We start from the raw sequence: 24,717 nt of genomic DNA, 5'->3' as shown, positions 1-24,717 counted from the left end.
TATCTTAACTAGTTGTATAGACAAGTAGTGCTTTTTAAGTTAATATTGAAAGCGTAATCATTATAATAATTTTCGGAGGGAAAATAATATGCTTAGTTTCTTACAACGTATTGGTAAAGCATTAATGCTTCCAATCGCTGTCCTTCCAGCTGCAGGACTTTTACTGCGCTTTGGACAACCTGATCTACTAGACATTCCGTTTATGGCGGCTGCTGGTAATGCAATTTTCTCTAATCTTCCATTAATCTTTGCAATCGGTGTTGCAATCGGTATTTCAAAGGATGGAAATGGAGCCGCTGGTCTCGCTGGTGCAATCGGTTACTTCGTACTAACTGCGGGAACAACTACTATAAATAAAGATATTAATATGGCTGCCCTTGGTGGTATTATTACAGGGGTTGTAGCTGGTCTTCTTTACAACCGATTCAGTGGTATTAAATTACCTGAATGGCTAGGTTTCTTTAGTGGACGACGATTCGTTCCAATTATAACGTCTGCTACTATGCTTGTATTAGCAGGAATATTTGGTTATGTATGGCCAACAATTCAAGATGCAATTAACTCAGTTGGTAACTGGATTATTGATATCGGTCCAATCGGAGCTGCAGTATTCGGTTTCTTAAACCGTATTTTAATCCCATTAGGATTACATCACGTATTAAATACAATTTTCTGGTTCAACTTAGGTGACTTTACTGATGCTGCTGGTAAATTAGTTCACGGTGACTTAAACAGATTCTTCGCTGGTGACAAATCTGCTGGTGCATTCATGACTGGTTTCTTCCCAATTATGATGTTTGGTCTTCCTGCTGCTGCATTCGCAATGATCGCTGCTGCTAAACCAGAAAAACGTAAAACTGTTGCAGGTATGTTTATTGGTCTTGCTTTAACATCTTTCTTAACAGGTATTACTGAACCAATCGAATTTGCATTCATGTTCATTGCTCCAGTACTTTATACGTTCCATGCAATCTTAACTGGTTTATCAATGGGTATCGTAAATGCTTTAGGAATTAAAGATGGCTTTACATTCTCAGCTGGTTTTATGGACTACATTCTGAACTACAATATTGCAACTAAGCCTATTCTGTTACTCCTAATCGGTTTAATCTTTGGTGTAATTTACTTTGTAGTGTTCTACTTTGCAATTAAGAAATTTAACATTAAAACACCAGGTCGTGAAGACGACGAAGTTGAAACTGATGAAGTAACAACTGAAATTGGTGATTCATTATACCTACAAGCTTTAGGTGGAAAAGAAAACTTAACAAATATTGATAACTGTACAACTCGCTTACGCTTACAAGTTAAAGATGCTTCTAAAGTAAATGAAGCACTTCTTAAAAAAGCAGGTGCTCGTGGAGTTATTAAATTAGATGATAAAAACGTACAAGTAGTTGTAGGTACAAACGTAGAGTTTGTTGCTGAAGACTTGAAGAAAGAAGTTAAATAATTGAAATTAAAAGCTTGTCCTTATGGGCAAGCTTTTTTTTGTTTATTTTTACTCATTAGAGGGCTTCATGAGGAACTATTTTAGCTAAATCATAAATTATACTTACTCATAAGGGCTTCATGAGGAACTATTTTAGCCAAATCATAAATTATACTTACTCATAAGGGCTTCATGAGGAACTATTTTAGCTAAATCATGAAATATACTTACTCATAAGGGCTTCATGAGGAACTATTTTAGTTAAATCATGAATTTTACTTACTCATAAGGGCTTCATGAGGACTATTTTAGCCAAATCATGAATTTTACTTACTCATAAGGGCTTCATGAGGAACCACATTAGCTAAATCATAAATTATACTTACTCATAAGGGCTTCATGAGGAACCAAATAACCAAAATATCGAAATTTACTTACTCATAAAGGGTTCATGAGTAGTGAAAAAAGTACGATCAAAATACCTTTATTATATTGAATCGAATATTACATTAAATGAATATTTCTTTAATAAAATAAACAAAGAGATTCAATCTACATATAGTAGGGGGTTAGAATGGAAAGAACATATTTTATTACTGGTTTTCCCGGATTTATTTCAAAACATTTACTTCACAAAATTCTTGATAATGAACTGTCTTTTCAAAAGATTTATTTACTCATCCTTCCTAATACCGAAAAACAATGCCGCGAATTTTTACTTACATTAGATCAAAAGTATCCTGATTATACACTTTCAAAATTAGAACTACTAAGTGGAGATATTACACAGAAAGATTTTGGACTCAATTTAAAAACCTTAAATGTACTTATTAATAATATAACGGATTTATTTCATTTAGCTGCAATATACGACCTTGCTGTTCCTAAAAAAATTGCATATGAAGTAAATGTGAAAGGAACAATAAACGTAAATGAAGTCGCGCTTAAATTGAAATCTTTGAAGCGTTACACTTATTTTAGTACTAGCTATGTCTCGGGAACTCGTGAAGGAAGAATTTATGAACATGAGTTAGAAATGGGACAAACTTTTAAAAACTTTTATGAAGAAACGAAGTATTATGCTGAAATAGAAGTTGAGAAACTAAAAACCCAACTGCCAATCACCATTATAAGACCTGGAATTGTAGTTGGTCATTCAGAAACTGGTGAGACAAGTAAATTTGATGGACCATATTTCATTTTAAATTTCTTCACAAATCTTCGCTATTTACCTATACCACGAATTGGTAAAAACGATGCTTATTGCAATTTCATTCCCATCGATTACTTAATTAATGCTGTTTACTATTTGAGTCATGCAGAAATCGGAGTTAACAAAACTTATCAAATTACAGATCCCTATCCTTACCCTGTACAGGATGTTTATAAAGACTTTCTTTCCTATTATTTAAACAAAACTACAGTAGGAATTATTCCAATTAAATTTATTAGCCCCCTCCTTTCGATACCATTCATTAGACGATTACTGAAAGTTGAAAAAGAAGTTTTATCTTATTTTAATTGTAAATCTGAATATGATTGTACTAATACGTTAATCGATTTACAAAACACAAATATTAAATGCCCTGACTTTAAAGAAGTACTCCCTGTTATTACAAACTATTATAAAGCGAATAAAACTGTATTAGAAAAGCATGTGTTAATTAAATAATGTTGGTTTTGTAATTTTGTTTCTATATATATGAAGGGAAATTGAAAAGGACACTATCATAATTAGTGTCCTTTCATTAATAACTCTTCTTTGTAATTTTAGTCTTTTGTTTCTTTTCTTCTATTATTAATGATTTAATTTCATTTTCCATTTTAAAAACACCAAATGAGTCATCGCTATGTAAATTTATGTGTGGTACATAATGACCTTCTTTAATAAACCTCTTAATAAAGTCTAATCCATTTTCTTTTCTGAAGCCTAAATTATAATCTAGCGATATTAGCTCGAATTGTTGATGTTTGCATTGTGTTAATGCTTCTTCAACGGATTCAGCCAATATAAATCCGTATGGAACTTGCCTTGTATCATCAATAAATAATTTCAAATTATTCACCCTCAATACGTTCATTACAGAATGATTACAATCGTAACTGGATAACAACAAAACTGGATTTTTCTTCCTGTATTATAACGTGGAAATATGACGTTTTCTTAACTTCAAGTTTTTTTTATGGAAATTTTAAGCAAAATTATATGATACTTATTTAATATTATTCTAGTAAAATAGTTGTAGTAACAACGTTTTTTTTTGTTTCTGTATTAAAACAGTACTACCAAAAAAATCCTCAAATTTAGCTCCCCATTATTTCCCATAATTATGTCATGCGTTTTCATGCTAAAGTATTACTTGTACAGCGAGACAATAACCAACCAAATGGAGGAGAAAGAACATGAAAAAAATCGTTACTTTATCAACTGTGGCTGCTACTCTACTAGTAGGTGCTCCTGTAGGTGCCGTAAATGCAGCAACTATTACTAAGGATACAACTAAATCATATACACAACATATCAACTTAAATAATTTAAACTCTTTATATAATTATTTTAATCTACCAAACTCAACAACTTCAAATGGTACTTTTAAAATCGATTTAAGTAAATTATTAAATAGCAATGGTATGGATATGAATAAACTTCAAGATGCTATTAAGCAACAATTAGGACAAGCATCAAAGCCAGCTAACTCAGGAACTACACAACCATCAGCACCAACAACGCCGGCTAAACCTGCAACACCAACAACAAAACCGACGGTACCAACTACACCATCTAAACCAACAACACCGTCAACATCAACACCATCTAAACCATCAACACCATCAGATACAACATCAAATTCAGCATCATTATCAGCTTATGAATCAAAAGTAGTTGAATTAACAAATGCTGAACGTACAAAAGCTGGTTTAAAACCGTTTACTGTTAATGCAACATTATCTAAAACAGCACGTTTAAAATCACAAGATATGACTGACAAAAATTACTTTGATCACACTTCACCGACTTATGGATCACCATTTGATATGATGAAACAATTCGGAATCACTTATAGCTATGCAGCAGAAAACATTGCTAAAGGTCAAAAAACACCTGAAGAAGTAGTTACTGCTTGGATGAACAGTGCTGGTCACCGTGCAAATATCTTAAATCCTAACTTAACTCAAATCGGTGTTGGTTATGACTCAAGATCAAATGCTTGGACTCAACAATTTATCGGTAAATAATAAATAAAATTTGTATAAAGCTGTATTATAAGTAGTCCGTTTTTGCGGACTACTTTTTTATTATGTGAAAAAAATGTTGATGTATTCATACATTAATTAATTTATCCTCTTACTAATCTGCTACGCAAACTCTCCATTAAAGAAGAATCAATTTCTTCGATTGCAGAGTTATTTTTTCGAACCCCTGAACCAAAATGAATTTCTTCTACATTCGTAAATTCAATGAAGTCTGAAACATTTTCTATGGATAATCCGCTTCCAGCTAAAATTTTTATATTGGATTTATTTGTAAGTTCGATCATATTTTTTATTGTTTCTTTTCCATCAATAGCACTAGCAACCCCACCAGATGTTAACACATGCGTAATCTCAGGGTATTGTTTTAATGTATTAATAGCTGTTAGCAAATCATTTGATTCATCTATTGCTCTATGAAACGTAAAGTTCATACCTTTTACTCGAGCTGTTACTTTTTTTAAAAGATCTTCATCAATTGTATTCTCCATAGTCAAGGCACCAAAAACGATACCAGCTGCTCCGAGCTCATTACAAACATCAATATCGTTTAAGATTACTTCTTGGTCATACTGATCATATAAAAAAGAACGACTATGTGGGCGAATCATTACATGTACTGGAATTGAAACACTTTGAACAACATGCTTTATTGTCGCGTAACTTGGTGTCAAACCACCCTCTTTTATTCCGGTAACTAATTCGATTCGATTTGCCCCAAACCTTTCTGCATCTAATGCATCTTTTACGTTTGTGGCAATGACTTCTAATAACATTTCATTCATCTCACTTTTCGTTAAGTATTTGTTTTATGTCTGAGGGGAATGGGATATGAATCGAAACATTTTCTTTCGTAAAAGGATGCGTAAATTGTACATTACTAGCGTGTAATCCTTGACGTTTCAATAATTTCTGTTTCCCACCATATAATAGATCTCCAATTAATGGATGACCTAAAAAACTTAAATGAACTCGAATTTGATGCGTACGACCAGTATCTAACTGACATTCTAAAATCGTTACATTCAAGTTTGATATGTATCTTATTTTTTTATAATGCGTAATTGCATGATCGCCTTTTGGTGAAACCCTTCTTCTTGTAGGATGATGTCGATCTCTTCCAATCGCTTCATTTATTGTACCTTTAGGTGATTTCACATTCCCTTCAACTATAGCTGTATAAGTACGTTTTATTTTACGTTGATTTAACATCGAATCTAGAATTGCACTACTTAATGCATGTTTAGCAAATACAACTCCACCAGTAGTGTCTTTATCGAGGCGATGTATATGGCGTACTTTTGTTTTTAATCCATTTTTTTGAAAATGAAATGCTACCCCATTTGCTAATGTATTTAACTGTCCTTTTTCATTCGGATGTGTGTCGACTCCAAACGGTTTATTAGCAATTAATAAATGTTCGTCTTCGTAACAGATTTCATTCGATTGTTCTTGTGGAATTACACCATAATCTTCCTCTATGAACAATAGCATTTCAACTTGATCACCACTTAAAAGTATCGTATTCCAAGGTTTAGCTTCTCCGTTTATCTTAAACCCTTTTGCCATCCTTAATTCATGTAACAATTTCTTAGGAAACTGCCATACATTTTTTAAATACGATTCTACTGTTTGATTTTTATGTTCATCTCCTATTTTCACCTTGAACCATGGACTTTGTTGCTTTAATTCCATTTTTAATCACCACTTTCAATATGACTATTATATCAAAATAATTAGCAAAAAAAGAAGCACCTGTTTAGGTGCTCCTTCTTCAATCTATTTTAATTCATTAACATCCTTTGAATGCATTCAGATAAACTTCTTCTAATTCTTTTACTAGAGGTAGTTTTGGATTAGCAGTAGTACATTGATCTTCAAAAGCACGATCAGCTAAATAGGATACTTTTTCTAAAAATTCTTTTTCAGTAATCCCTTGTGCTTCGATACTCATATTTATATTTAATCCCTTACCTAACTTAATAACTGCTGCGATTAAACTTTCAACACCCTCCTCAGTTGTTGAGGCTGGTAGGCCTAGGAAACGAGCAATTTCAGCATATCGTTCATCTGCAATGAAATGCTTATATTTAGGGAAAGCTGTAAATTTAGTTGGTTTTTTTGCATTATATCTTATTACATGTGGCATTAAAATCGCATTTGCTCTGCCATGAGGGATATGGAATTCCGCTCCAATTTTATGCGCTAAGCTGTGGTTAATTCCTAAGAATGCATTTGCAAATGCCATACCTGCGATTGCTGATGCATTATGCATTTTTTCACGTGCTTCAAAATCGTTTCCATTTTCATAAGCTTTAGGCAGATATTTAAATACTAATTTAATAGCTTGTAATGCTAATCCATCTGTATAATCATTTGCTAATACACTTACATAAGCCTCAATTGCATGTGTTAATACATCCATTCCTGTATCTGCTGTAATGCTTTTAGGAACAGTTGATACGAATTGAGCGTCAATAATTGCAACATCTGGTGTTAATTCATAATCAGCTAATGGATATTTAATATTATTAGCTTTATCAGTAATTACAGCAAATGGTGTGACCTCTGAACCAGTACCTGAAGTCGTTGGAATCGCTACAAACTGAGCTTTACGACCCAATTTAGGGTATTTATATGCTCTTTTTCGAATATCTAAGAATTTTTGTTTAGGCCCATCCAGAGTAGTTTCTGGGTATTCATAAAACATCCACATACCCTTGGCTGCATCCATTGCAGATCCACCACCGAAAGCAATAATTGTATCCGGTTCAAAAGATTTCATTCTGTCTGCACCCTTCATAACAGTAACATCTGAAGGATCTGGTTCTACATCTGAGAAAATTTCAATCTGAACATTTTCTTGTCTTTTTTCTAAATAATATTTAATCACGTCAACATAACCTAATTTAACCATTGCTTCGTCTGTTACAATAAATGCTTTTTTAATTTTTGGCATTTTTTCTAAATATTGAGTTGAATATTTTTCAAAATAAATTTTTGGTGGCAGTTTGACCCATTGCATATTCATATTTCTTCTTCCCAATTTTTTAATATTTAATAAATGAACAGTTGTTACGTTAGTCGATACAGAGTTTTTACCGTGTGATCCACAGCCTAATGTTAAGGAAGGAATAAATGCGTTATATAAATCCCCAATTCCACCATGAGCTGAAGGAGCATTTGCAATTACACGACACGCTTTCATTCTTAGTCCAAACTCTTTTTGAATTTCTTCATTATTACTATGAATAACTGCCGAATGTCCTAATCCTCCAAGCTCTAGCATTTCCTCACAACGTTTAAATCCTTCTTCTTTACCATTTACTTTAATTGCAGCTAAAACCGGACTTAGTTTTTCTCTTGTTAAAGGTTCATTCGCACCCACGCTATCACATTCAACGATCAGAATTTTTGTATCTACGGGTACATTTACGCCAGCTAATGTTGCTATTTCATATGCAGATTTACCAACAATGTCACCATTTACAGCACATGTAGCTTCATTTATGACAAGCTTTTCTAATTTCTTTTTATCTGCTTTTGTAGCAAAATAACAATTATTTGCTATTAACTCAGATTTCACATCGTCATAAACTTCTTTATCTACAATAACTGCTTGTTCAGATGCACAAATCATTCCATTATCAAATGTTTTTGAAAGAATAAGATCATTTACTGCACATTTTATTTCAGCAGATTTCTCGATATAGCATGGTACATTACCAGGTCCAACACCTAAAGCAGGTTTTCCTGTACTATAAGCCGATTTAACCATTCCAGCACCACCTGTTGCTAAAACAAGTGCTACTCCTTCATGATTCATTAAACACTTAGTTGCTTCAATAGATGGGACTTCAATCCATTGTACGCAATTTTCAGGTGCTCCAGCATTAACCGCCGCATCACGAACGATTCTCGCCGCTTCCCTACTACATTTTTGTGCCGAAGGGTGGAAAGCAAATATAATTGGGTTTCTCGTTTTTATCGCTATGATTGCTTTGAATAATGTCGTTGATGTCGGATTAGTTGTTGGCGTTACACCTGCAATTACCCCAACAGGTTCAGCTATTTCAGTTATTCCTGTTTGTTGATCTTCACTTATGATTCCAACCGTTTTATTATCTTTTATTGAATTCCATATATATTCTGTAGCAAATATATTTTTAATAATTTTATCTTCATAGACTCCACGCCCAGTTTCCTCAACTGCCATTTTTGCAAGTGACATATGTTGATCCAAACCTGCTAGAACCATCGAATGTACAATTTCATTGATTTGATCTTGATTAAAGCTTTCAAATTCCTTTAATGCTTTTTGTCCTTTTAAAACTAACTCATTTACCATTTCAGAAGCGATAGATATTTCATTTACAGTTTTCTCTTGAACAGCCATTTGGCTCTCCTCCTCTGATATTGGACTTTAATCATCCTAGTTTAAGGTTCATTAAGTCCCATTTATCATTTATATTTGTGAAATTTTTCACAATTTCGTTTACAAATATACTATATATCGTTTTCATTGAAAATGCTATGTCTAATTTGTGAAATATTTCACATTATTATAGCGAAACATGTTTCAAAACTACTTATTCCTTCCCAACTTCAAACATTTTGTAGATTTTTGTTAATTCTTTTCTTTTTTCAAATATTTTCGCATATGATAAAATTAAGAATAAGTTCTTATAGGACTTATTTTTCACCTGTTAGATTTTTCTAACAAAACTGGAAAAAAGGACGTGTAACCATGATTGCTCGAAGGAGCATTTGGCAACGTAAAGATTTATCCTACACTTAGCGGTTTTTATTTAGAGAACCAAAAGAACTCTAAAATAAAACTGAAGGTAGGCGAAACTATGGTTGACAGGCGATTATGTTATTTCTTCAATGATATATAGCTGTGTAGTTAGAAAGATAAAAAACTAACTACGAGCTCTATATGTACGTAGTTAGTTTAAAGCTGAACTTTTTAACTACTAACTACGAAAAGAGGAAATAACAATGAGTAACAATCGTTTGGGTGAGACCTTAATGATTTTAATTGGTTCATTTATTTTGGCCACTACACTTTATCATTTTCATTATCAAAATAATTTAGCTGAAGGTGGATTTATTGGTATTGCTTTATTAGTAAAAAACGCACTAAATATATCACCTTCAATTACAACTTTGCTACTCGATATTCCAATTATTCTGATCGCTGGATTGTATTTAGGTAGAAAGTTATTAATCAATACTACGATCGGAGCCATCTCATTTTCTGCTTTTTATTCTATAATTGAAAAAACATCCAATATTACATTTAACTTTGGAAATCATCTTTGGATACCCGCTATTTTAGGTGGAATTTTCGCTGGACTTGGTTTAGGTTTAATTCTAAGAAGTGGCGGTGCAACTGGTGGAGATGATTTAATAACAATTATAATGAGCAAAAAATCTAAAATATCGATCGGTAAAGTATACTTTATTTTTGACGCTGTGATTCTTCTTTGTTCACTAACTTATCTATCATGGAATCAAGTAGGATATACAATTCTTTCAGTTGCAATCTGCGCGAAAGTAACTGAATTTGTCTATGAAAGTAAATTTCAAAAAAAATCTGTTACAATTAAAACTAATGAAAAAAGATTACATGCTTAATGCATGTAATCTTTTTTTGAGTTTAAAACTTAATGCGTGTAATCTTTTTTGGATTCAGAAAAATCTGTGAGCTCAGTTAGAACATTTTCAGCAGCTAAATCGTATAGGCAATCTTTAAAAAGTATTGCCAGTCTTCGATAATCATTGTATTTATCTAATAGCTCGTCCACGGATGAAGCTTCACCCATGCTTGTTTTCTTTACTTCTTCTTGCTTTTTAGCAAACTTAATTGTAAATGTACCTAGTTTTTCAAACATTGAACCGTAGAATTCATCAAAGTTCGATACGCTTACTAATTCTTCTTCTTCAGCGTCAACTTGAAGACCATCAAATTCTCGTAAGAGTTCGTAAATAATGCTATTGTACTCATCATTTAAATAAATACTTTTTTCGATCCTGTACCCGATCACTCGATAGAAATGACCATCGTTCTTCACAAATTGAACAGTATCATTTATTTTAAACTTAAAATACTTAAACATTGAACTTCACCCCTACCAATGTCTCTTTTATCATACTATTTACAAAACACTATAGATACTATACAGCCAAAACTTGACAAATTTAAAAATCTTGCTTAAATTCCTTTCATTCTTGAAAATGATTTAGATAATTGGTAACCTATACGTACAATGCCCACTTTATTTACAACACTAATTCATAATTTAGGAGGTGGATTCTGCCTTGTTAACCGAAAACGACAAACTTCTTCTAGATGATTTAACAAGTTTAATGATTCGAGTTCGAAAAAACTGGCAAAAAACTGATGAAGAAGTAAAAAACTCCTTAACTCCACCAAAATATTTGCTCTTATATTTAATATATAAAAATCAAAAAATTACTGCTTCTGAACTTGGAAGACAAATTGGATTATCTTCAGGTTCTATTACAACCGCTGTCAATAAATTGGTTAATAATCATTTAATTTCTCGAAAAAGGGATAGCCGGGATCGAAGAGTTACTTGGCTCGAATTAACAGATGAAGGAAAGCGTTTGATTGAAGAAAACTTCAATTTCCGTCAAGAATTGTGGCTAACTTTATTCGAAAACCTATCACATAGTGAAAGAGACCAATTTCGATTTTTATTAAACAAATTAATCTCAAACTAAAAAGGTTATCTCTTAAGAGATAACCTTTTTAAATTGAAATATTATTTGCCAGTTTTTAATTCTGTCCAATACTTATCATATAATTCTGTTTGGTCCCCAACGTCCTTAATCCAATTGGTTGCATCAGTTTGTTCTTTTGTTACATTAATATACGGATTTTGTTTATACTCCGCCGAATGATATGGCCCTGATTTACTATTTGGATCAGCATAACCAATCGCCTCATAATTTTGTGCACTTACTTTTGGATCATATATATAGTTTATAAACTTTTCAGCTAGATCTTTTTGTTTAGCATCTTTTGGTATTGCCAAAGTATCTGCCCATCTTGAAGAACCTTCTTTTGGTACAACCCATTTAACATCTTTAAGCTCTTTTTGAATATAAGCAGCATCTCCGGACCATACTTGACCAATCCAAGCATCTTCGGTAATAAACTTTTGTTTTACAGTATCTGTATCGAATGCTAATAAGTTAGGTGTTAATGTTTTTAAATTGTTATAAGCTTTTAGCAATTCGTCTTCATTTGTAGAACTATTTGAATAGCCATTTTTAATTAATCCCATTCCAAATACTTCTCTATTATCATCAAGTAAAGTAACATGACCTTTGTATTTTGGATTCCATAGATCATCCCAGCTATCTATATTTTCTTTTACATATTTTGGATTATAGGCAATCCCTGTTAATCCTCCAGTATAAACAACTGAGTAATCACCCTTTGGATCAAACTCTTGATTTGTATATTGTGGTGAAATATTATTTAAATTTGGCATCTTACTTTTATCTAATTTAGCCAACATATTTTGATGAATCATTAGTTTAACCATATAATCTGAAGGCTGGATTACATCATAATTTGAACCACCAGCTTTTAGTTTTGCATACAACTCTTCATTACTTGCAAAAACTTGATAATTAATTTTTACATCATATTTCTTTTCAAATGATTCTAAAACTTTCTCGTCAAAATTATCTGCCCAGCTATAAATATTTAATTCTTTTTTTCCAACTGAACACGCAGATAAAAGTAAACTTACTAAGCCTAAAGAAACCATTATTGCAGCAGTTTTTCTAAATATACTCATAATGCCTACTGACTACCTCCTTAATTTTGGCACATAAATCCAGTATGCCTTGGTTGATTTCTAATCCAGAAACCTCGTTTTTTAGTGGAACTAGACCTAAAAAGGTCACTAGAAACACTTATACTTTAAACGATATAGGATTTTTTCTCTGATTCTTCTTGATTGTTAATACCTTTTGTACGATAAACCTCTGAAATTACCATTAAGAATATAATTGTAACAATTAAAATCGTCGAAATTGCATTTATTTCAGGCGTTACACCTTTTTTAACCATTCCATAAATATAAATTGGCAATGTAGTTGAACTCGGTCCTGAAACAAAAAAGCTTATGACAAAATCATCAATACTTAATGTAAAACATAAAAGTGCTGAAGCGATAATTCCAGGCATTAGCGCTGGTAAAGTTACAAATCTAAATGTCTGCCATGGTGTAGCACCTAGGTCACTTGCAGCATCTTCTAAATCAGTTGACATTCCTGACAGTCTAGCCGCTAAAAGAATAATTACATATGAAATACAAAAAGTGACATGGGCAATAATAATTGTGATACTACCTAATTCAATATGGAAATTAGTAAATAGTATTAGTAATGAGAGTCCCATTAATATATCTGGAACGACAATTGGTAAGTAAACTAGCCCACTAATAAAATTTGAAAATTTATATTTATGCTTATGTAAGGCTAGTGCACAAATAGTACCAAGAATTGTTGAAAGGATTGTAGTTACAATTGCAATAAATAGACTATTCATAAAGGCATCAATGACTTGCGGGTTATGAAATAAATTTATGTACCAGTCAAACGTAAAACCAGACCACTGTGCATTAATCTTTGATTTATTAAATGAAAATAGGATTAAAATCAAGATTGGTAAATATAAGCAAATCAAGATAATTGTTGAAAATCCAATAAGTATAGGTTTTTTCATTTATTTTTCACCTCTACTTTTATCAGCACCAATATTTTTTGTTGCTAAATAGTAAAGTCCTATTAGACCGATTGAAGTAAGGACTAAGAATATTGAAAGTGCAGAACCAAATGGCCAGTTCCTTGCTGCTAAGAATTGATTTTGAATGACATTTCCGATCAAAGCAACTTTTGATCCACCCATTACATCAGAAACGACAAACATTCCAAATGAAGCAACAAAAACTAAAATACTGCCTGCAAAAATCCCCTTCATCGTCAATGGAAGAGTTACATATAGAAAGGTTTGAAATGGAGTAGCTCCTAAATCGTTAGCAGCATCCAATTTTCTGTTATCCAATTGTTCAATGGCAACAAAGATCGGTAACACCATAAATGGTAATAATGTATAGACCATTCCCATTATGACTGATGGCGTATTATAAAGCAGTTGTAAAGGTTCTTTTATAATCCCAAGTTGGATTAATAATGTGTTAATAATCCCTTTTGAGCGAAGGATAACAATTAAAGCATAAGATCTAACTAAGAAATTTATCCAAAAAGGAATTGTGATTAATAATAGTAAAATCCTCTGCCATTTTTCATTTACAACTGTAGCTGTATATGCATAAGGATATCCAATCAATAGAGTAATTATTGTAGTTACTAAAGCAATCCAAAAAGTTGTCCATAAAACTTTTAAATAAAGTGGGTCAAAAACTTTTACAATATTTTCTAGTGTAAATGTTTTTTCTATTTCTCCATACATTCCATTTTTCATAAATGCGAAACCAAAAATTAATAATAAAGGTACTAGAAAAAAAACTAATAACCAGATAATCGTAGGTGCAATTATGTACTTTTCATTTCTCAATACATAATCACCTCATCTTCTGACTTCCAACTAATTTCAACTTTATCATTTCTATTAAAACTTGTTTGGTCTGGCATTTGGTAGACAATGATTGTTTGTTCGTGTTTATGTAAATCAATAAAGATTTTATTTAAAGTACCAACAAATTCTACATCTCTTATTACGCCTGAATAAGTATTTTTTTCATTTGTAGCATGAGAAACTTTAATATTTTCTGGTCTAACAGCAATTTCTTTTACACCTTTATCAAAGAAATTATTTTCACCAATAAATGTAGCAACAAACTTGCTTGCTGGATCTTGATAAATTTCTTTCGGTGTCCCGATTTGTTCGATTTTCCCATTATTCATAACGACAATTCGATCACTCATACTCATCGCTTCTTCTTGATCATGGGTTACATAGATAAAAGTAATACCTAATTCGCGTTGAAGATTTTTTAGTTCTCTTTGTAAATCTTTACGAAGCTTAAAATCAAGTGCTCCTAATGGTTCATCTAATAATAAGACTTTTGGATTGTTCACTATTGCACGAGCAATTGCAACCCTTTGCTGTTGTCCACCAGATAACTGACTAGGTTTACGATTTCTAAATTCAGTTAATTGAGTTAATCTCATCGCTTCGTTAGCACGGACTTTTTGCTCTTCTAATGAAATACCTTTCATTTTTAATCCAAATTGAATATTTCTTTCAACATTCATATGAGGAAACAATGCATAGTGTTGGAATACTAAGTTCATATCCCTTTTATATGGAGGTAAACTATTAATTGCTTCTCCATTTAGTTTAATCACACCTGATGAAGGTTCTTCAAAACCAGCAATCATTCTTAAAAGTGTCGTTTTCCCACAACCACTTGGTCCTAAAATTGTTAAGAATTCTCCAGAAAAAATTTCTAATGAAAGTGGAGAAATCACATTATTTTCACTAAATTTTTTCTCGACTTGTTCAATTTCAATGATATTTTTCATTTTCCCGTCCCATCTATATTAATATTTTATTATTATGTAAAAATGAATAAATTATTTTTAACATATAAAAAGCCCCTTTTGTCAAGGAGCTAAGAAACTAAGTTACAATTAACCTTTATTTTAACAATTTACGAATAAACCGTAAAGCGTTTTTTGTTGTATGATATCTAATTTTCAAGTCAATTTTAGTTGTTTGTAAAAGGACACTTTTCTCATGTGTAAATGCAGCAAAACTGTACTCCCCATGATAATTTCCTGAACCACTTTCTCCTACCCCACCAAAAGGTAAATTCGGATTCGCCATATGATAAAGAGTATCGTTTACACATCCACCACCAAATGGGACTCTCTCAATTACTTTATTAGCTATCTGTTTACTTTCTGTAAATACATATAGTGCTAATGGCTTAGGGTGTTGATTAATTTCATATATTACTTCATCTATATTTTCATAGGTAAGGATTGGTAAAATGGGACCGAATATTTCTTCAGACATAATTGGTGAATCCCAAGATAAATCAGAAATTAAAGTCGGTTCGATTTTATGAGATAATTGATCAAATTCCCCTCCATGTAGGATTTCACCATTATTCAAAAATCCAACCAAACGATTAAAATGGCGATCACTGATGATCTTTGTATAATCATTATTTAACAAAGGTTTATTACTATAAAACTGAACAATTTCATTCTTTAAAGCCTCAATAAAGTCCATTTTTACTGATTTGTGGACATAAATATAATCTGGTGCAATACAAGTCTGTCCTGCATTCGTAAATTTCCCCCAAACGATTCTTTTCGCAGCTAGTTGGATATTCGAATCGTTATGTACAATTGTTGGGCTTTTCCCACCTAATTCAAGTATTAATGGCGTTAAAAGTTTACTTGCTGCTTCCATCACAATTTTTCCAACTTGAACACTGCCAGTAAAAAAGATGAAATCAAATTTTTGTTGTAATAAGATCGTGCTTTCTTCAATTCCACCATCAACTACTGCGATATATTCTTTATCAAAATTCTCATTAATTATTTTATTAATAATGATTGATGTATTTGGCGTTAATTCCGATGGTTTAATAATAGCAGTATTTCCCCCAATGATTGCACCAATTAATGGAGCCATCGTTAATTGAAATGGATAATTCCAAGGGGAGATAATTAATGTTACTCCATACGGTTCTCTGTAAATATATCCTTTTGTACCAATATGCGTAATCGGAGTTTTAACTTTTTTAGGCTTCATCCATTTTTTAATCTGTTTAATTGCTTCCGATATTTCTTTTAAAGTAAATCCTATTTCAGTCATATAGGCTTCAAAATCTGACTTATTTAAATCCTTTTTTAAGGCTATTTTTATTTCATCTTCGTTCTCTACGATTGATTTATATAATTTTTTTAATTGTTCAATTCGGAAATTTGAAGTTTTAGTTGAACCAGTCTGAAAAAATGCTTTTTGCTTAGTTACTAATTGTGTAATTTCAGATGCTTTATATGTACTTTCCAAAATCATCACATCCTTTTTTAGTCCAATAGTTTAAACGTATAATCTAATGCTAAATTAAAATCTCACATAAAGTCAATATTTCTGTGAATACTATTATTAATATTAACTTAGTGTAGAAATCGAAATATTAACTTTGTTAAGGGAATGTAAAGATATTGTAAATTTGTAAATTAATTAAACGTTTTTAATTGATTAATTTCAAAAACCAATTATTATTATTAACGTGGCCTTTACTTTTTTCGACATTTTTACATAGTTTCTGACATTTTAAAATTAACTGATAAATGTGAAGGTGATAATAAATTATATGTTTTAGTTGGAGGAATCATAATGTTTTTTGGACAAAAAAAGGATGTATTCTTTGAAAAGCTTTTAAGTATAGCTGAAAACTTGCACGTTTCATCAAAGTATTACGTTGATTTTAAAATAAAAAATGCAAGCGACTTAAAAAAGTTTCAAGAAGAAATGAAAGAATATGAAACAAAAGGTGATAAGTTTATTCACTCTTTAATCGTTGAATTAAACAAAACCTTTATTACTCCAATTGAGCGAGAAGATATTTTACAACTTGCAATGAAAATGGATGATGTATTAGATGGATTTGAACATTGTTCAGCTCGATTTGAAATGTATTCAATCACATCTGCTGATGAATATATGGTTAAATTCGTTGATATTCTTCAAAAAGCTGTTGAAGAAATTTTACTTGCAGTTAAATTACTTTCAAATAAAAAATTATTAGAAATCCGCGTTCATGCAATAAAAATTAAAGATTACGAATCTCAATGTGATGAATTATTACGTACTTCAATTAAGCAACTATTTATGAATGAAAAAGATCCTATCAAAATTATTCAGTATAAAGAAATCTACGAAGGTTTAGAATCTGTAGCTGATAGTGCACAGGATGTAGCAAACACTCTTGAGCAAATTATCATGCGAAATGCGTAAGGAGTCATAAAATGGAGCATTTATTTTTACTTACGATATTAATCGTGATTTTTGCATTTTTGTTTGATTTTATTAATGGATTTCATGATACTGCTAATGCAATTGCAACGTCCGTTTCAACAAAGGCATTGAAACCACGTACAGCTATTTTAATAGCAGCTCTAATGAATTTCATTGGTGCAATCACATTTACAGGAGTTGCCAAAACGATTACGACTGGTATCGTTGATCCGATTACAATTGAAGGCTCAAACGGACTAGTTGTCGTAATCGCTGCTTTATTAGGCGGTATCTTTTGGAACTTATTAACTTGGTATTTCGGTATTCCAAGTAGTTCTTCTCATGCAATCATTGGTGCAATTGCTGGTGCTGCTGTCTCAGCAAAAGGATTTGGCGTTTTAGAGGCGGACGGTTTTATTAAAATTATCGAAGCTTTATTAATTTCACCTGTAATTGCAATTACGCTTGGTTTTATTGTTATGACGATTTTAGCAACTATTTTTAGACGTTCTAACCTATCTAAAACGAATAAAGGCTTTAGATTAGTTCAAATTTTCACAGCTTCTTTACAGTCATTTACACACGGTACAAATGATGCACAAAAAGCAATGGGAATTATCATGATCGCTTTAATTGCCGCTAAAATTGAACCAGCAGGTGCGGACGTTCCATTATGGGTACGTATCGGTTGTGCTATGGCAATGGCTATTGGTACTTCAGTTGGTGGTTGGAAAATTATTAAAACTGTTGGTGGTAAAATCATGAAAATTCGCCCGATTAACGGTGCAGCAGCTGACTTATCTTCAGCAGCTATTATTTTCACCTTTACTGCTTTACATTTACCAGTAAGTACAACACACGTAATTTCATCTTCTATTATGGGGGTAGGTTCTGCACAACGTGTTAAAGATGTAAACTGGGGTACTGCAAAACGAATGGTAATCACTTGGATTATTACAATCCCAATTTCAGCAACAGTAGCAGCAATTTTCTATCAAATTCTAAAATTAATCTTACTTTAATAATAAAAAGGCGAAACGTAAAAAATACGATTCGCCTTTTTTATTTACATATATTCTCTTTTCCTTTTTGGTTTTGTAATAAAAAATATTAACACCAAAAGTAAAATTACCGATCCTGCAATAATAAATGTATTCATAGAAAGGATTGTCGGACGGTCATACGATTTAGCAGCTAATAACTCAGAACTAAAAAGTTTTTCATTATTGGCCCATACTTCAACTGTCCCAAGTTTTTGATTATTAGAAATCCCATTTTCCTTGTATGATTTATCTAATGAATTTATGGGTTTTAATTTAATATTGTAATTTGTATTCGCGCCTAATGCCGTCAAAAAAGATAAATCGTTCGGTATTTTTGTATGAATTAAATCATCTCTTATTTTTAATTCCTTCTGCCAATCACTTTGTTTTATAAGAGTCTTTTTATGGATTCTTGAAAATGCATAGGAATCTAATAACTTAATATCTTGTAGATATTGCGGTTTTGATGAACGTAATAAAATATTAATAATCATTTGGCCGTCTTTTTTATCTATTTCAATTAATGTATTCCTAGCAGAATCAGTGTATCCAGTTTTCCCTGCAAAGAAGTAAGGATTTTTAAACATTTTTCCACGATTAAAAATATATACATTCTTTTGCTTAGATGTATTAATACGAGCATCTTTTGTACCCATTGCTTTAATGATTAATGGGTATTTTAAAGCTTCCTTTGTTATTAAAGCTAAATCATAGGCAGTTGTATAATGATTTACATTGTGAAGACCATTTGGATTCATGAAATTTGTGTGATTTGCGCCAATCTTTTTAGCCTTTTCATTCATCATTTTTACAAAGTTGTCCATATTTCCGCCAACTCTTTCGCCAATAGCATATGCTAAATCATTGGCACTTAAAATCATCATTGTTTTTAATGCTGTATTTCGATCTAAAACTTCTCCTTCAGAAAAAAGGATTTGAGAATTACTTTTTTCTTCTTGGATACTTCTTTTAGTCATTTGAATTTTATCATTCTCTTTTAAATGATCCATCATAACCATTGCGGTCATTATTTTAGTTGTGCTAGCTGGGAAATCAACTTTATCTGCGTTCTTACTATAAATTACTTCCCCACTATCAGCCAATATTGAAATTGCTTTATCACTAAATAGCTTTATTTCTTCTGCGTGTACAGTTTTTTGAATAAAGAAGCTACTAATTAAGCTAATACATAGACATAATTTTATAATATGATTAAAAGTAGATTTCATGAACACTAAATCTCCTTTGAACTTTTTTCATTTAGTTATTTCGTACAGTTTACATAACTCAAATTTAAATAAGCTACTCTATAAAAGAGGAGTGGTTTAAAAAAACAATAATGCACCTATTATAACCTTTTCATACTAATGTCTCAACTAGCTTTAATTTAGCAATAGTTTTCAATTAAAATAAAATATATCGGTTATTTCCCGGAAAATCGACACATTTATTACTTTAATTTATCAATATATTTTAATCCCTCTCTTTTGCTTAAAGGTGATAAATTAGTTTGTTTGATAAATAATTTAACCTCTTTAGGCTTGATATAGGAATATTCTCTCAACGCCCAACCTATTGCTTTTTGAATGAAAAATTCTTTGCTTTCTTTGAGTAGTCGGCAATAATGAAATAGACGCTCTTGATCAGTTTTCTCTTTAAACTTCATTTGAAATAATAAAGTTACTCTATTCAGCCACATATTATCCGAAGTTATCCACTTACTAGCGTACTCATCAATCAATTCTGGATAAATTAAAAAATGATAACTAATTAATCGTCCAGCAATTGTATCAACTGTATCCCACCAAGACTTTTCGACTACTAGTTGTTCATATAATTTTATCCGTTCAACCTCTGCTTTTTTATACTGGCGGTCCAAATATGTCAATGCAATGTATTGAAATTCTCTTTCCTCTAAGCTCCAAATATCGATAATTGATTCTAAATTTGGTGGTTCGCCATTACTCATTCGAAACTTTCTCAACAGTGCATTCCGTTCTGGTGCTTTAATTCCTAAAAATGTAAATCTATTTTTCATATATGCTTCCATTGCGGGCCGATTTATATCATTTTTATGCTCTTTAAAAAATCTCATTAGTTCTGTTGAATAGTTGTCCATCCTACACTCCCTATCGATTACAATCGTGATCATCTTTATTAAAAAATTCGCTTAGCATAGCAACTTATTATTTCTTCTATTATAAATGAGCATCAAGATTAATGAAAAGTGTATGGAGCAAAATTGTGTAAATTTTCCGAAGATTAGTTTATGATAGATACGTCAATAAGAAAGGAGGATATTATGCAACCAGCAGTTAATACAAAGGTTATTAATCAGTCAACAATGTATCAAATTTTATTTGCAATCAGTTTAGGGCATTTATTAAATGATTCTATGCAAGCAGTTGTACCAGCCATATTTCCAATTCTAGAAAAGACCATGAATTTAACTTATACAGAAATTGGATTCATAGCCTTTGCGCTAAATATGACTTCCTCTGTAATGCAACCCGTTTTCGGGATCTTTTCCGATCGGAAGCCGTCACCATTTCTCCTACCTATTGGAATGGCATCCAGTTTATTAGGAATGCTTTGCTTAGCATTTGCTCCTAATTTATTTATTGTATTATTATCTGTTCTATTAATTGGGATAGGTTCTGCCATCTTCCATCCAGAGGGCTCAAAAGTTGCCTTCTTGGCGTCTGGTTCAAAAAGAGGACTCTCTCAAGCTATCTACCAGGTAGGCGGAAATACAGGGAACTCACTGGCTCCAATCTTTACAGCACTAATTTTCGTACCTCTAGGACAAAAAGGTGCTGCATGGTTTACACTCCTAGCTGCCATTGGAATTTGTGTATTAATATACGTATCCACTTGGTATCGAAATAAACTAAAAGAAAACCCGTTTAAATTAAAAGGTAAAGATCAGTCTTCAGGTGAAAGTATCAAAATTACATCAGCTGTCAAATTTGCTATTATACTGCTTGTATTTATTACATTTGCACGTTCTTGGTACTCAGCGGGCATAGGAAATTATTATCAGTTTTATTTAATTAAAAGTTATGGTTTATCGATTAAAAGCACACAATTATATTTATTTATATTTATGATTGCAGGCGTAATAGGTACTTTCATAGGTGGAACGCTAGCTGATCGCTTCGGAAAACGGAATATGATTTTGTTTTCATTAGTTGGTACATTTCCATTAGCCTTATTATTACCTCATATCTCTTTACTGGCAGTTATTCCAATCTTATTTTTAATAGGAATTATTAGTTCAAGTTCTTTTAGTGTAATTGTTGTTTACGCTCAAGAATTAGTTCCTGGAAAAGTTGGTTTAGTAAGTGGATTAATAGTTGGTTTAGCATTTGGAATGGGTGCTTTAGGAGCAGTATTATTAGGTGTAATTGCCGATGCTACTAGCTTAAAATTCGTAATGAATTTATGTAGCTTCTTACCACTACTAGGTTTAGTAGCTTTTATGCTACCAAATGATCGAAAAAAATCAGCTTAAGTGAGAAAGTATTTTCCTATAAGCTCTTTTAAATCTTAATTTACAACCTAAAAAGGCTGTCTATATGACAGCCTTTTGTATGTAGACTGTACATTAGTTTTTCAGAATGATTGCAAGCAACAATTTCATCCTTTACCTAGAAAAATCCTCCCTGATTGGTCAGGAAGGATTTTTCTTTAAATTATATTATTAAGTTTAGTTTTTTCATAATCTATGTTTTTTCATGCAAGGTCGAAGCGATCTGCATTCATTACCTTAACCCATGCAGCGATAAAGTCACGCACAAACTTCTCTTTGTTATCGTCTTGAGCATACACTTCTACTATCGCGCGTAGCACTGAATTTGAACCGAACACTAAATCAACACTAGTTGCAGTACGTACTTTCTCACCTGACTTGCGATCACGTCCTTCAAATACGTCTCCGTCAACAGGTGTCCACGCAATTCCCATGTCTAGCAAGTTTACGAAGAAGTCATTAGTAAGTGTGCCAACTCGATTAGTAAACACTCCGTGTTGTGTGCCATTATAGTTTGTACCTAATACGCGCAAGCCGCCAATAAGTGCAGTCATTTCTGGTGCGGTAAGGCCTAATAGTTGTGCCTTATCTACTAATAGCTCTGCTGAATTTACACTATATTGTTTCTTTTGATAGTTTCTGAAACCATCAGCGATCGGCTCTAGCACTGCAAAACTTTCTAAATCTGTTTGCTTTTGTATTGCATCTCCACGTCCTGGAGTAAAAGGAACTTTTACATCAAAACCTGCATCTTGTGCAGCTTTCTCTACTGCGACACTACCACCAAGTACAATCAAATCAGCCATGCTGACTTTCTTATGTAGATGGTTTTGAATACTCTCTAGTGCATTCAGTACTTTTGCAAGTTGGTCAGGCTGGTTTACTTCCCAATCCTTCTGTGGAGCTAGACGGATTCGAGCTCCATTAGCACCACCACGCATATCTGAGCCACGGAAAGTACTTGCTGAAGCCCAAGCAGTATTTACCAATTCACTAATTGTAAGTCCTGTGTCAAGGATCATTAATTTGATCTTTTCAACCTCTGCATCAGTTATTTCATTTTCACAAGCCGGTATAGGATCTTGCCATATTAAAACTTCTTCTGGGACCTCCGGACCTAGATATCTTGAACGTGGCCCCATATCTCTGTGCGTTAGTTTAAACCATGCACGAGCAAATGCATCGGCAAAATCTTCTGGATTTTCATGGAAACGACGAGCTATCTTTTCATATTCTGGATCAAAACGCAATGACATATCAGCAGTAGTCATCATTGTAGGAACACGAACGGTTGGATTTTCTGCATCTGGAGCAAGATCCTGCTCCTCAGGGTTTACAGCAAGCCACTGAAATGCACCTGCTGGACTCTTAGTAAGCCACCATTGATATTTAAACAATAAGTCAAAGTAACCATTATCCCATTTTGTTGGGTTTGCAGTCCAGGCACCTTCAATACCACTAGTAATAGTATCACGACCTTTACCAGAGCCATGAGTACTTAGCCAGCCTAAGCCTTGAGAATGAATCGGAGCTGCTTCTGGTTCCGGACCAACATGAGCAGCATCTCCTGCGCCGTGGGCTTTACCAAAAGTATGTCCTCCAGCGATTAGTGCAACTGTTTCTTCATCATTCATTCCCATACGAGCAAAGGTTTCGCGTATGTCACGACCACTTGCAATAGGATCTGGATTACCGTTTGGTCCTTCGGGGTTAACATAGATAAGACCCATTTGAACAGCAGCCAGTGGATTCTCAAGGTCACGATCACCCGTGTAACGCTTATCCCCTAGCCATTCCGTTTCATTACCCCAGTAGACGTCTTCTTCTGGATGCCAAACGTCTTCTCGACCGCCTCCAAAACCAAATGTTTTACCGCCCATTGATTCAATAGCAACATTACCTGTTAGTATAAATAAATCAGCCCAAGAAATCTTGTTACCATACTTTTGCTTAATCGGCCAAAGCAGGCGACGGGCTTTATCTAGATTTCCATTATCAGGCCAACTATTTAGTGGAGCAAAACGCTGTGTACCAGTTCCTCCTCCACCACGGCCATCACCTGTACGATATGTACCTGCTGAGTGCCAAGCCATACGTATAAAGAATGGACCATAATGTCCATAATCAGCAGGCCACCAATCTTGACTGTTTGTCATAAGAGTGTGAAGATCCTGCTTAAGTGCTTGATAGTCTAACTTGTTAAATGCTTCTGCATAATTAAATTCTTCATCCATAGGGTTAGATTTTCTGTCATTCTGGTGTAGAATGTTCAAATTTAACTGGTTTGGCCACCAGTCTTTATTTACTGTACCACCAGTTTTAGGAGTAGTAGTGCTACCGTGATTAAACGGGCACTTTGCAATGTTAGAATTGTCATTCGTTTCCATACTTGTATTCCTCCTTATTAGTA

General features: G+C 32.7%; 20 protein-coding genes and 2 pseudogenes. 8 read left to right on the top strand and 14 right to left on the bottom strand.

All coding sequences use genetic code 11. The features are described from left to right. The first annotated feature begins 88 nt into the window (after positions 1–88). Positions 89–1,453, top strand: coding sequence for an N-acetylglucosamine-specific PTS transporter subunit IIBC (nagE, locus tag AN960_RS17615; protein ID WP_056474079.1), 1,365 nt, complete (start codon positions 89–91; stop codon positions 1,451–1,453). A gap of 553 nt (positions 1,454–2,006) precedes the next feature. Next, positions 2,007–3,104, top strand: coding sequence for an SDR family oxidoreductase (locus tag AN960_RS17610; protein WP_056474077.1), 1,098 nt, complete (start codon positions 2,007–2,009; stop codon positions 3,102–3,104). 76 nt (positions 3,105–3,180) lie between these two features. Here AN960_RS17610 and AN960_RS17605 read toward each other — a convergent pair whose 3' ends face one another. Beyond that, a complete protein-coding gene (locus AN960_RS17605; protein ID WP_056474074.1) occupies positions 3,181–3,489 on the bottom strand; it encodes a cyclic-phosphate processing receiver domain-containing protein in 309 nt (102 codons plus the stop codon). A 346-nt stretch (positions 3,490–3,835) separates the two neighbouring features. Here AN960_RS17605 and AN960_RS24125 point away from each other — a divergent pair, with 346 nt between their 5' ends. Then, positions 3,836–4,669, top strand: coding sequence for a CAP domain-containing protein (locus AN960_RS24125; RefSeq protein WP_082459562.1), 834 nt, complete (start codon positions 3,836–3,838; stop codon positions 4,667–4,669). A 101-nt stretch (positions 4,670–4,770) separates the two neighbouring features. Here AN960_RS24125 and AN960_RS17595 read toward each other — a convergent pair whose 3' ends face one another. The 3 genes from AN960_RS17595 to adhE all read right to left on the bottom strand — a co-directional run bounded on the left by AN960_RS17595 (position 4,771) and on the right by adhE (position 9,080). After that, positions 4,771–5,460: a copper homeostasis protein CutC gene (locus AN960_RS17595; RefSeq protein ID WP_056474260.1), complete on the bottom strand. Its 690-nt coding sequence runs from the start codon at positions 5,458–5,460 to the stop codon at positions 4,771–4,773. A 10-nt stretch (positions 5,461–5,470) separates the two neighbouring features. Then, positions 5,471–6,379, bottom strand: coding sequence for an RluA family pseudouridine synthase (locus tag AN960_RS17590; RefSeq protein ID WP_056474071.1), 909 nt, complete (start codon positions 6,377–6,379; stop codon positions 5,471–5,473). A 97-nt stretch (positions 6,380–6,476) separates the two neighbouring features. Continuing rightward, the gene (gene adhE / locus AN960_RS17585; protein ID WP_056474068.1) at positions 6,477–9,080 is read right to left on the bottom strand and encodes a bifunctional acetaldehyde-CoA/alcohol dehydrogenase; all 2,604 of its coding nucleotides are present in this window, start codon (positions 9,078–9,080) and stop codon (positions 6,477–6,479) included. Positions 9,081–9,685: 605 nt separating this feature from the next. Between adhE and AN960_RS17580 the strand changes: the two genes are divergently transcribed. Then, positions 9,686–10,324, top strand: coding sequence for a YitT family protein (locus AN960_RS17580; RefSeq protein ID WP_056474059.1), 639 nt, complete (start codon positions 9,686–9,688; stop codon positions 10,322–10,324). Positions 10,325–10,353: 29 nt separating this feature from the next. Here AN960_RS17580 and AN960_RS25475 read toward each other — a convergent pair. After that, positions 10,354–10,491, bottom strand: a pseudogene (locus tag AN960_RS25475) (YodN-related protein); the annotation flags it as partial. A 116-nt stretch (positions 10,492–10,607) separates the two neighbouring features. Then, positions 10,608–10,806 (bottom strand): annotated as a pseudogene (locus AN960_RS25470) (YodN-related protein); the annotation flags it as partial. A 202-nt stretch (positions 10,807–11,008) separates the two neighbouring features. On the opposite strand from AN960_RS25470, the gene AN960_RS17570 reads away from it, so the two are divergent. Then, entirely contained in the window at positions 11,009–11,434 is a 426-nt protein-coding gene (locus AN960_RS17570; RefSeq protein WP_056474052.1) for a MarR family winged helix-turn-helix transcriptional regulator, read from the top strand. A 41-nt stretch (positions 11,435–11,475) separates the two neighbouring features. Here AN960_RS17570 and AN960_RS17565 read toward each other — a convergent pair whose 3' ends face one another. From AN960_RS17565 to AN960_RS17545, 5 genes are all read right to left on the bottom strand, one after another. Beyond that, positions 11,476–12,522 carry a polyamine ABC transporter substrate-binding protein gene (locus tag AN960_RS17565; protein ID WP_056474050.1) on the bottom strand — a complete coding sequence of 349 codons (1,047 nt, stop codon included), beginning with the start codon at positions 12,520–12,522 and terminating at the stop codon, positions 11,476–11,478. A 125-nt stretch (positions 12,523–12,647) separates the two neighbouring features. Further along, positions 12,648–13,454: an ABC transporter permease gene (locus tag AN960_RS17560; protein ID WP_056474046.1), complete on the bottom strand. Its 807-nt coding sequence runs from the start codon at positions 13,452–13,454 to the stop codon at positions 12,648–12,650. Beyond that, positions 13,455–14,306, bottom strand: coding sequence for an ABC transporter permease (locus AN960_RS17555; RefSeq protein ID WP_056474044.1), 852 nt, complete (start codon positions 14,304–14,306; stop codon positions 13,455–13,457). It lies immediately after the preceding gene. After that, a complete protein-coding gene (locus AN960_RS17550) occupies positions 14,303–15,277 on the bottom strand; it encodes an ABC transporter ATP-binding protein (protein WP_056474040.1) in 975 nt (324 codons plus the stop codon). Before AN960_RS17550 ends, AN960_RS17555 begins: the two co-directional genes overlap by 4 nt. A 115-nt stretch (positions 15,278–15,392) precedes the next feature. Continuing rightward, on the bottom strand, positions 15,393–16,787 hold the full coding sequence (locus AN960_RS17545) for an aldehyde dehydrogenase (RefSeq protein WP_056474037.1): 1,395 nt from the start codon (positions 16,785–16,787) through the stop codon (positions 15,393–15,395). A gap of 324 nt (positions 16,788–17,111) precedes the next feature. Between AN960_RS17545 and AN960_RS17540 the strand changes: the two genes are divergently transcribed. Both AN960_RS17540 and AN960_RS17535 read left to right on the top strand, forming a co-directional pair. Continuing rightward, on the top strand, positions 17,112–17,732 hold the full coding sequence (locus AN960_RS17540; protein WP_056474035.1) for a DUF47 domain-containing protein: 621 nt from the start codon (positions 17,112–17,114) through the stop codon (positions 17,730–17,732). 11 nt (positions 17,733–17,743) lie between these two features. After that, positions 17,744–18,754: an inorganic phosphate transporter gene (locus tag AN960_RS17535; protein WP_056474032.1), complete on the top strand. Its 1,011-nt coding sequence runs from the start codon at positions 17,744–17,746 to the stop codon at positions 18,752–18,754. 44 nt (positions 18,755–18,798) lie between these two features. On the opposite strand, the gene AN960_RS17530 is transcribed toward AN960_RS17535, so the two are convergent. Beyond that, complete coding sequence (locus AN960_RS17530) at positions 18,799–20,004, bottom strand: D-alanyl-D-alanine carboxypeptidase family protein (RefSeq protein WP_056474029.1); 1,206 nt, start codon at positions 20,002–20,004, stop codon at positions 18,799–18,801. Between the two features lie 221 nt (positions 20,005–20,225). Beyond that, positions 20,226–20,894 (bottom strand): DNA alkylation repair protein, encoded by a 669-nt coding sequence (locus AN960_RS17525; protein ID WP_056474026.1) that lies wholly within the window; start codon positions 20,892–20,894, stop codon positions 20,226–20,228. A 183-nt stretch (positions 20,895–21,077) separates the two neighbouring features. On the opposite strand from AN960_RS17525, the gene AN960_RS17520 reads away from it, so the two are divergent. Beyond that, on the top strand, positions 21,078–22,289 hold the full coding sequence (locus AN960_RS17520; RefSeq protein WP_056474023.1) for an MFS transporter: 1,212 nt from the start codon (positions 21,078–21,080) through the stop codon (positions 22,287–22,289). Between the two features lie 221 nt (positions 22,290–22,510). On the opposite strand, the gene katG is transcribed toward AN960_RS17520, so the two are convergent. Continuing rightward, the gene (gene katG, locus AN960_RS17515; protein WP_056474020.1) at positions 22,511–24,694 is read right to left on the bottom strand and encodes a catalase/peroxidase HPI; all 2,184 of its coding nucleotides are present in this window, start codon (positions 24,692–24,694) and stop codon (positions 22,511–22,513) included. Positions 24,695–24,717 lie beyond the last annotated feature (23 nt).

It is taken from the genome of Bacillus sp. FJAT-25509 (genome assembly GCF_001420605.1).
Classification (GTDB): Bacteria; Bacillota; Bacilli; order Bacillales; family Bacillaceae_G; genus Gottfriedia.
This window is presented reverse-complemented; position numbering and strand designations above follow the sequence as displayed.

Excerpts from the sequence above, each read along its gene's own strand:
- nagE (WP_056474079.1), top strand. The coding sequence starts at position 89 with ATGCTTAGTTTCTTACAACGTATTGGTAAAGCATTAATGCTTCCAATC.
- AN960_RS17610 (WP_056474077.1), top strand. The coding sequence starts at position 2,007 with ATGGAAAGAACATATTTTATTACTGGTTTTCCCGGATTTATTTCAAAA.
- AN960_RS24125 (WP_082459562.1), top strand. The coding sequence starts at position 3,836 with ATGAAAAAAATCGTTACTTTATCAACTGTGGCTGCTACTCTACTAGTA.
- AN960_RS17595 (WP_056474260.1), bottom strand. The coding sequence starts at position 5,460 with ATGTTATTAGAAGTCATTGCCACAAACGTAAAAGATGCATTAGATGCA.
- AN960_RS17590 (WP_056474071.1), bottom strand. The coding sequence starts at position 6,379 with ATGGAATTAAAGCAACAAAGTCCATGGTTCAAGGTGAAAATAGGAGAT.
- adhE (WP_056474068.1), bottom strand. The coding sequence starts at position 9,080 with ATGGCTGTTCAAGAGAAAACTGTAAATGAAATATCTATCGCTTCTGAA.
- AN960_RS17580 (WP_056474059.1), top strand. The coding sequence starts at position 9,686 with ATGAGTAACAATCGTTTGGGTGAGACCTTAATGATTTTAATTGGTTCA.
- AN960_RS17565 (WP_056474050.1), bottom strand. The coding sequence starts at position 12,522 with ATGAGTATATTTAGAAAAACTGCTGCAATAATGGTTTCTTTAGGCTTA.
- AN960_RS17560 (WP_056474046.1), bottom strand. The coding sequence starts at position 13,454 with ATGAAAAAACCTATACTTATTGGATTTTCAACAATTATCTTGATTTGC.
- AN960_RS17550 (WP_056474040.1), bottom strand. The coding sequence starts at position 15,277 with ATGAAAAATATCATTGAAATTGAACAAGTCGAGAAAAAATTTAGTGAA.
- AN960_RS17545 (WP_056474037.1), bottom strand. The coding sequence starts at position 16,787 with ATGATTTTGGAAAGTACATATAAAGCATCTGAAATTACACAATTAGTA.
- AN960_RS17540 (WP_056474035.1), top strand. The coding sequence starts at position 17,112 with ATGTTTTTTGGACAAAAAAAGGATGTATTCTTTGAAAAGCTTTTAAGT.
- AN960_RS17535 (WP_056474032.1), top strand. The coding sequence starts at position 17,744 with ATGGAGCATTTATTTTTACTTACGATATTAATCGTGATTTTTGCATTT.
- AN960_RS17530 (WP_056474029.1), bottom strand. The coding sequence starts at position 20,004 with ATGAAATCTACTTTTAATCATATTATAAAATTATGTCTATGTATTAGC.
- AN960_RS17525 (WP_056474026.1), bottom strand. The coding sequence starts at position 20,894 with ATGGACAACTATTCAACAGAACTAATGAGATTTTTTAAAGAGCATAAA.
- AN960_RS17520 (WP_056474023.1), top strand. The coding sequence starts at position 21,078 with ATGCAACCAGCAGTTAATACAAAGGTTATTAATCAGTCAACAATGTAT.
- katG (WP_056474020.1), bottom strand. The coding sequence starts at position 24,694 with ATGGAAACGAATGACAATTCTAACATTGCAAAGTGCCCGTTTAATCAC.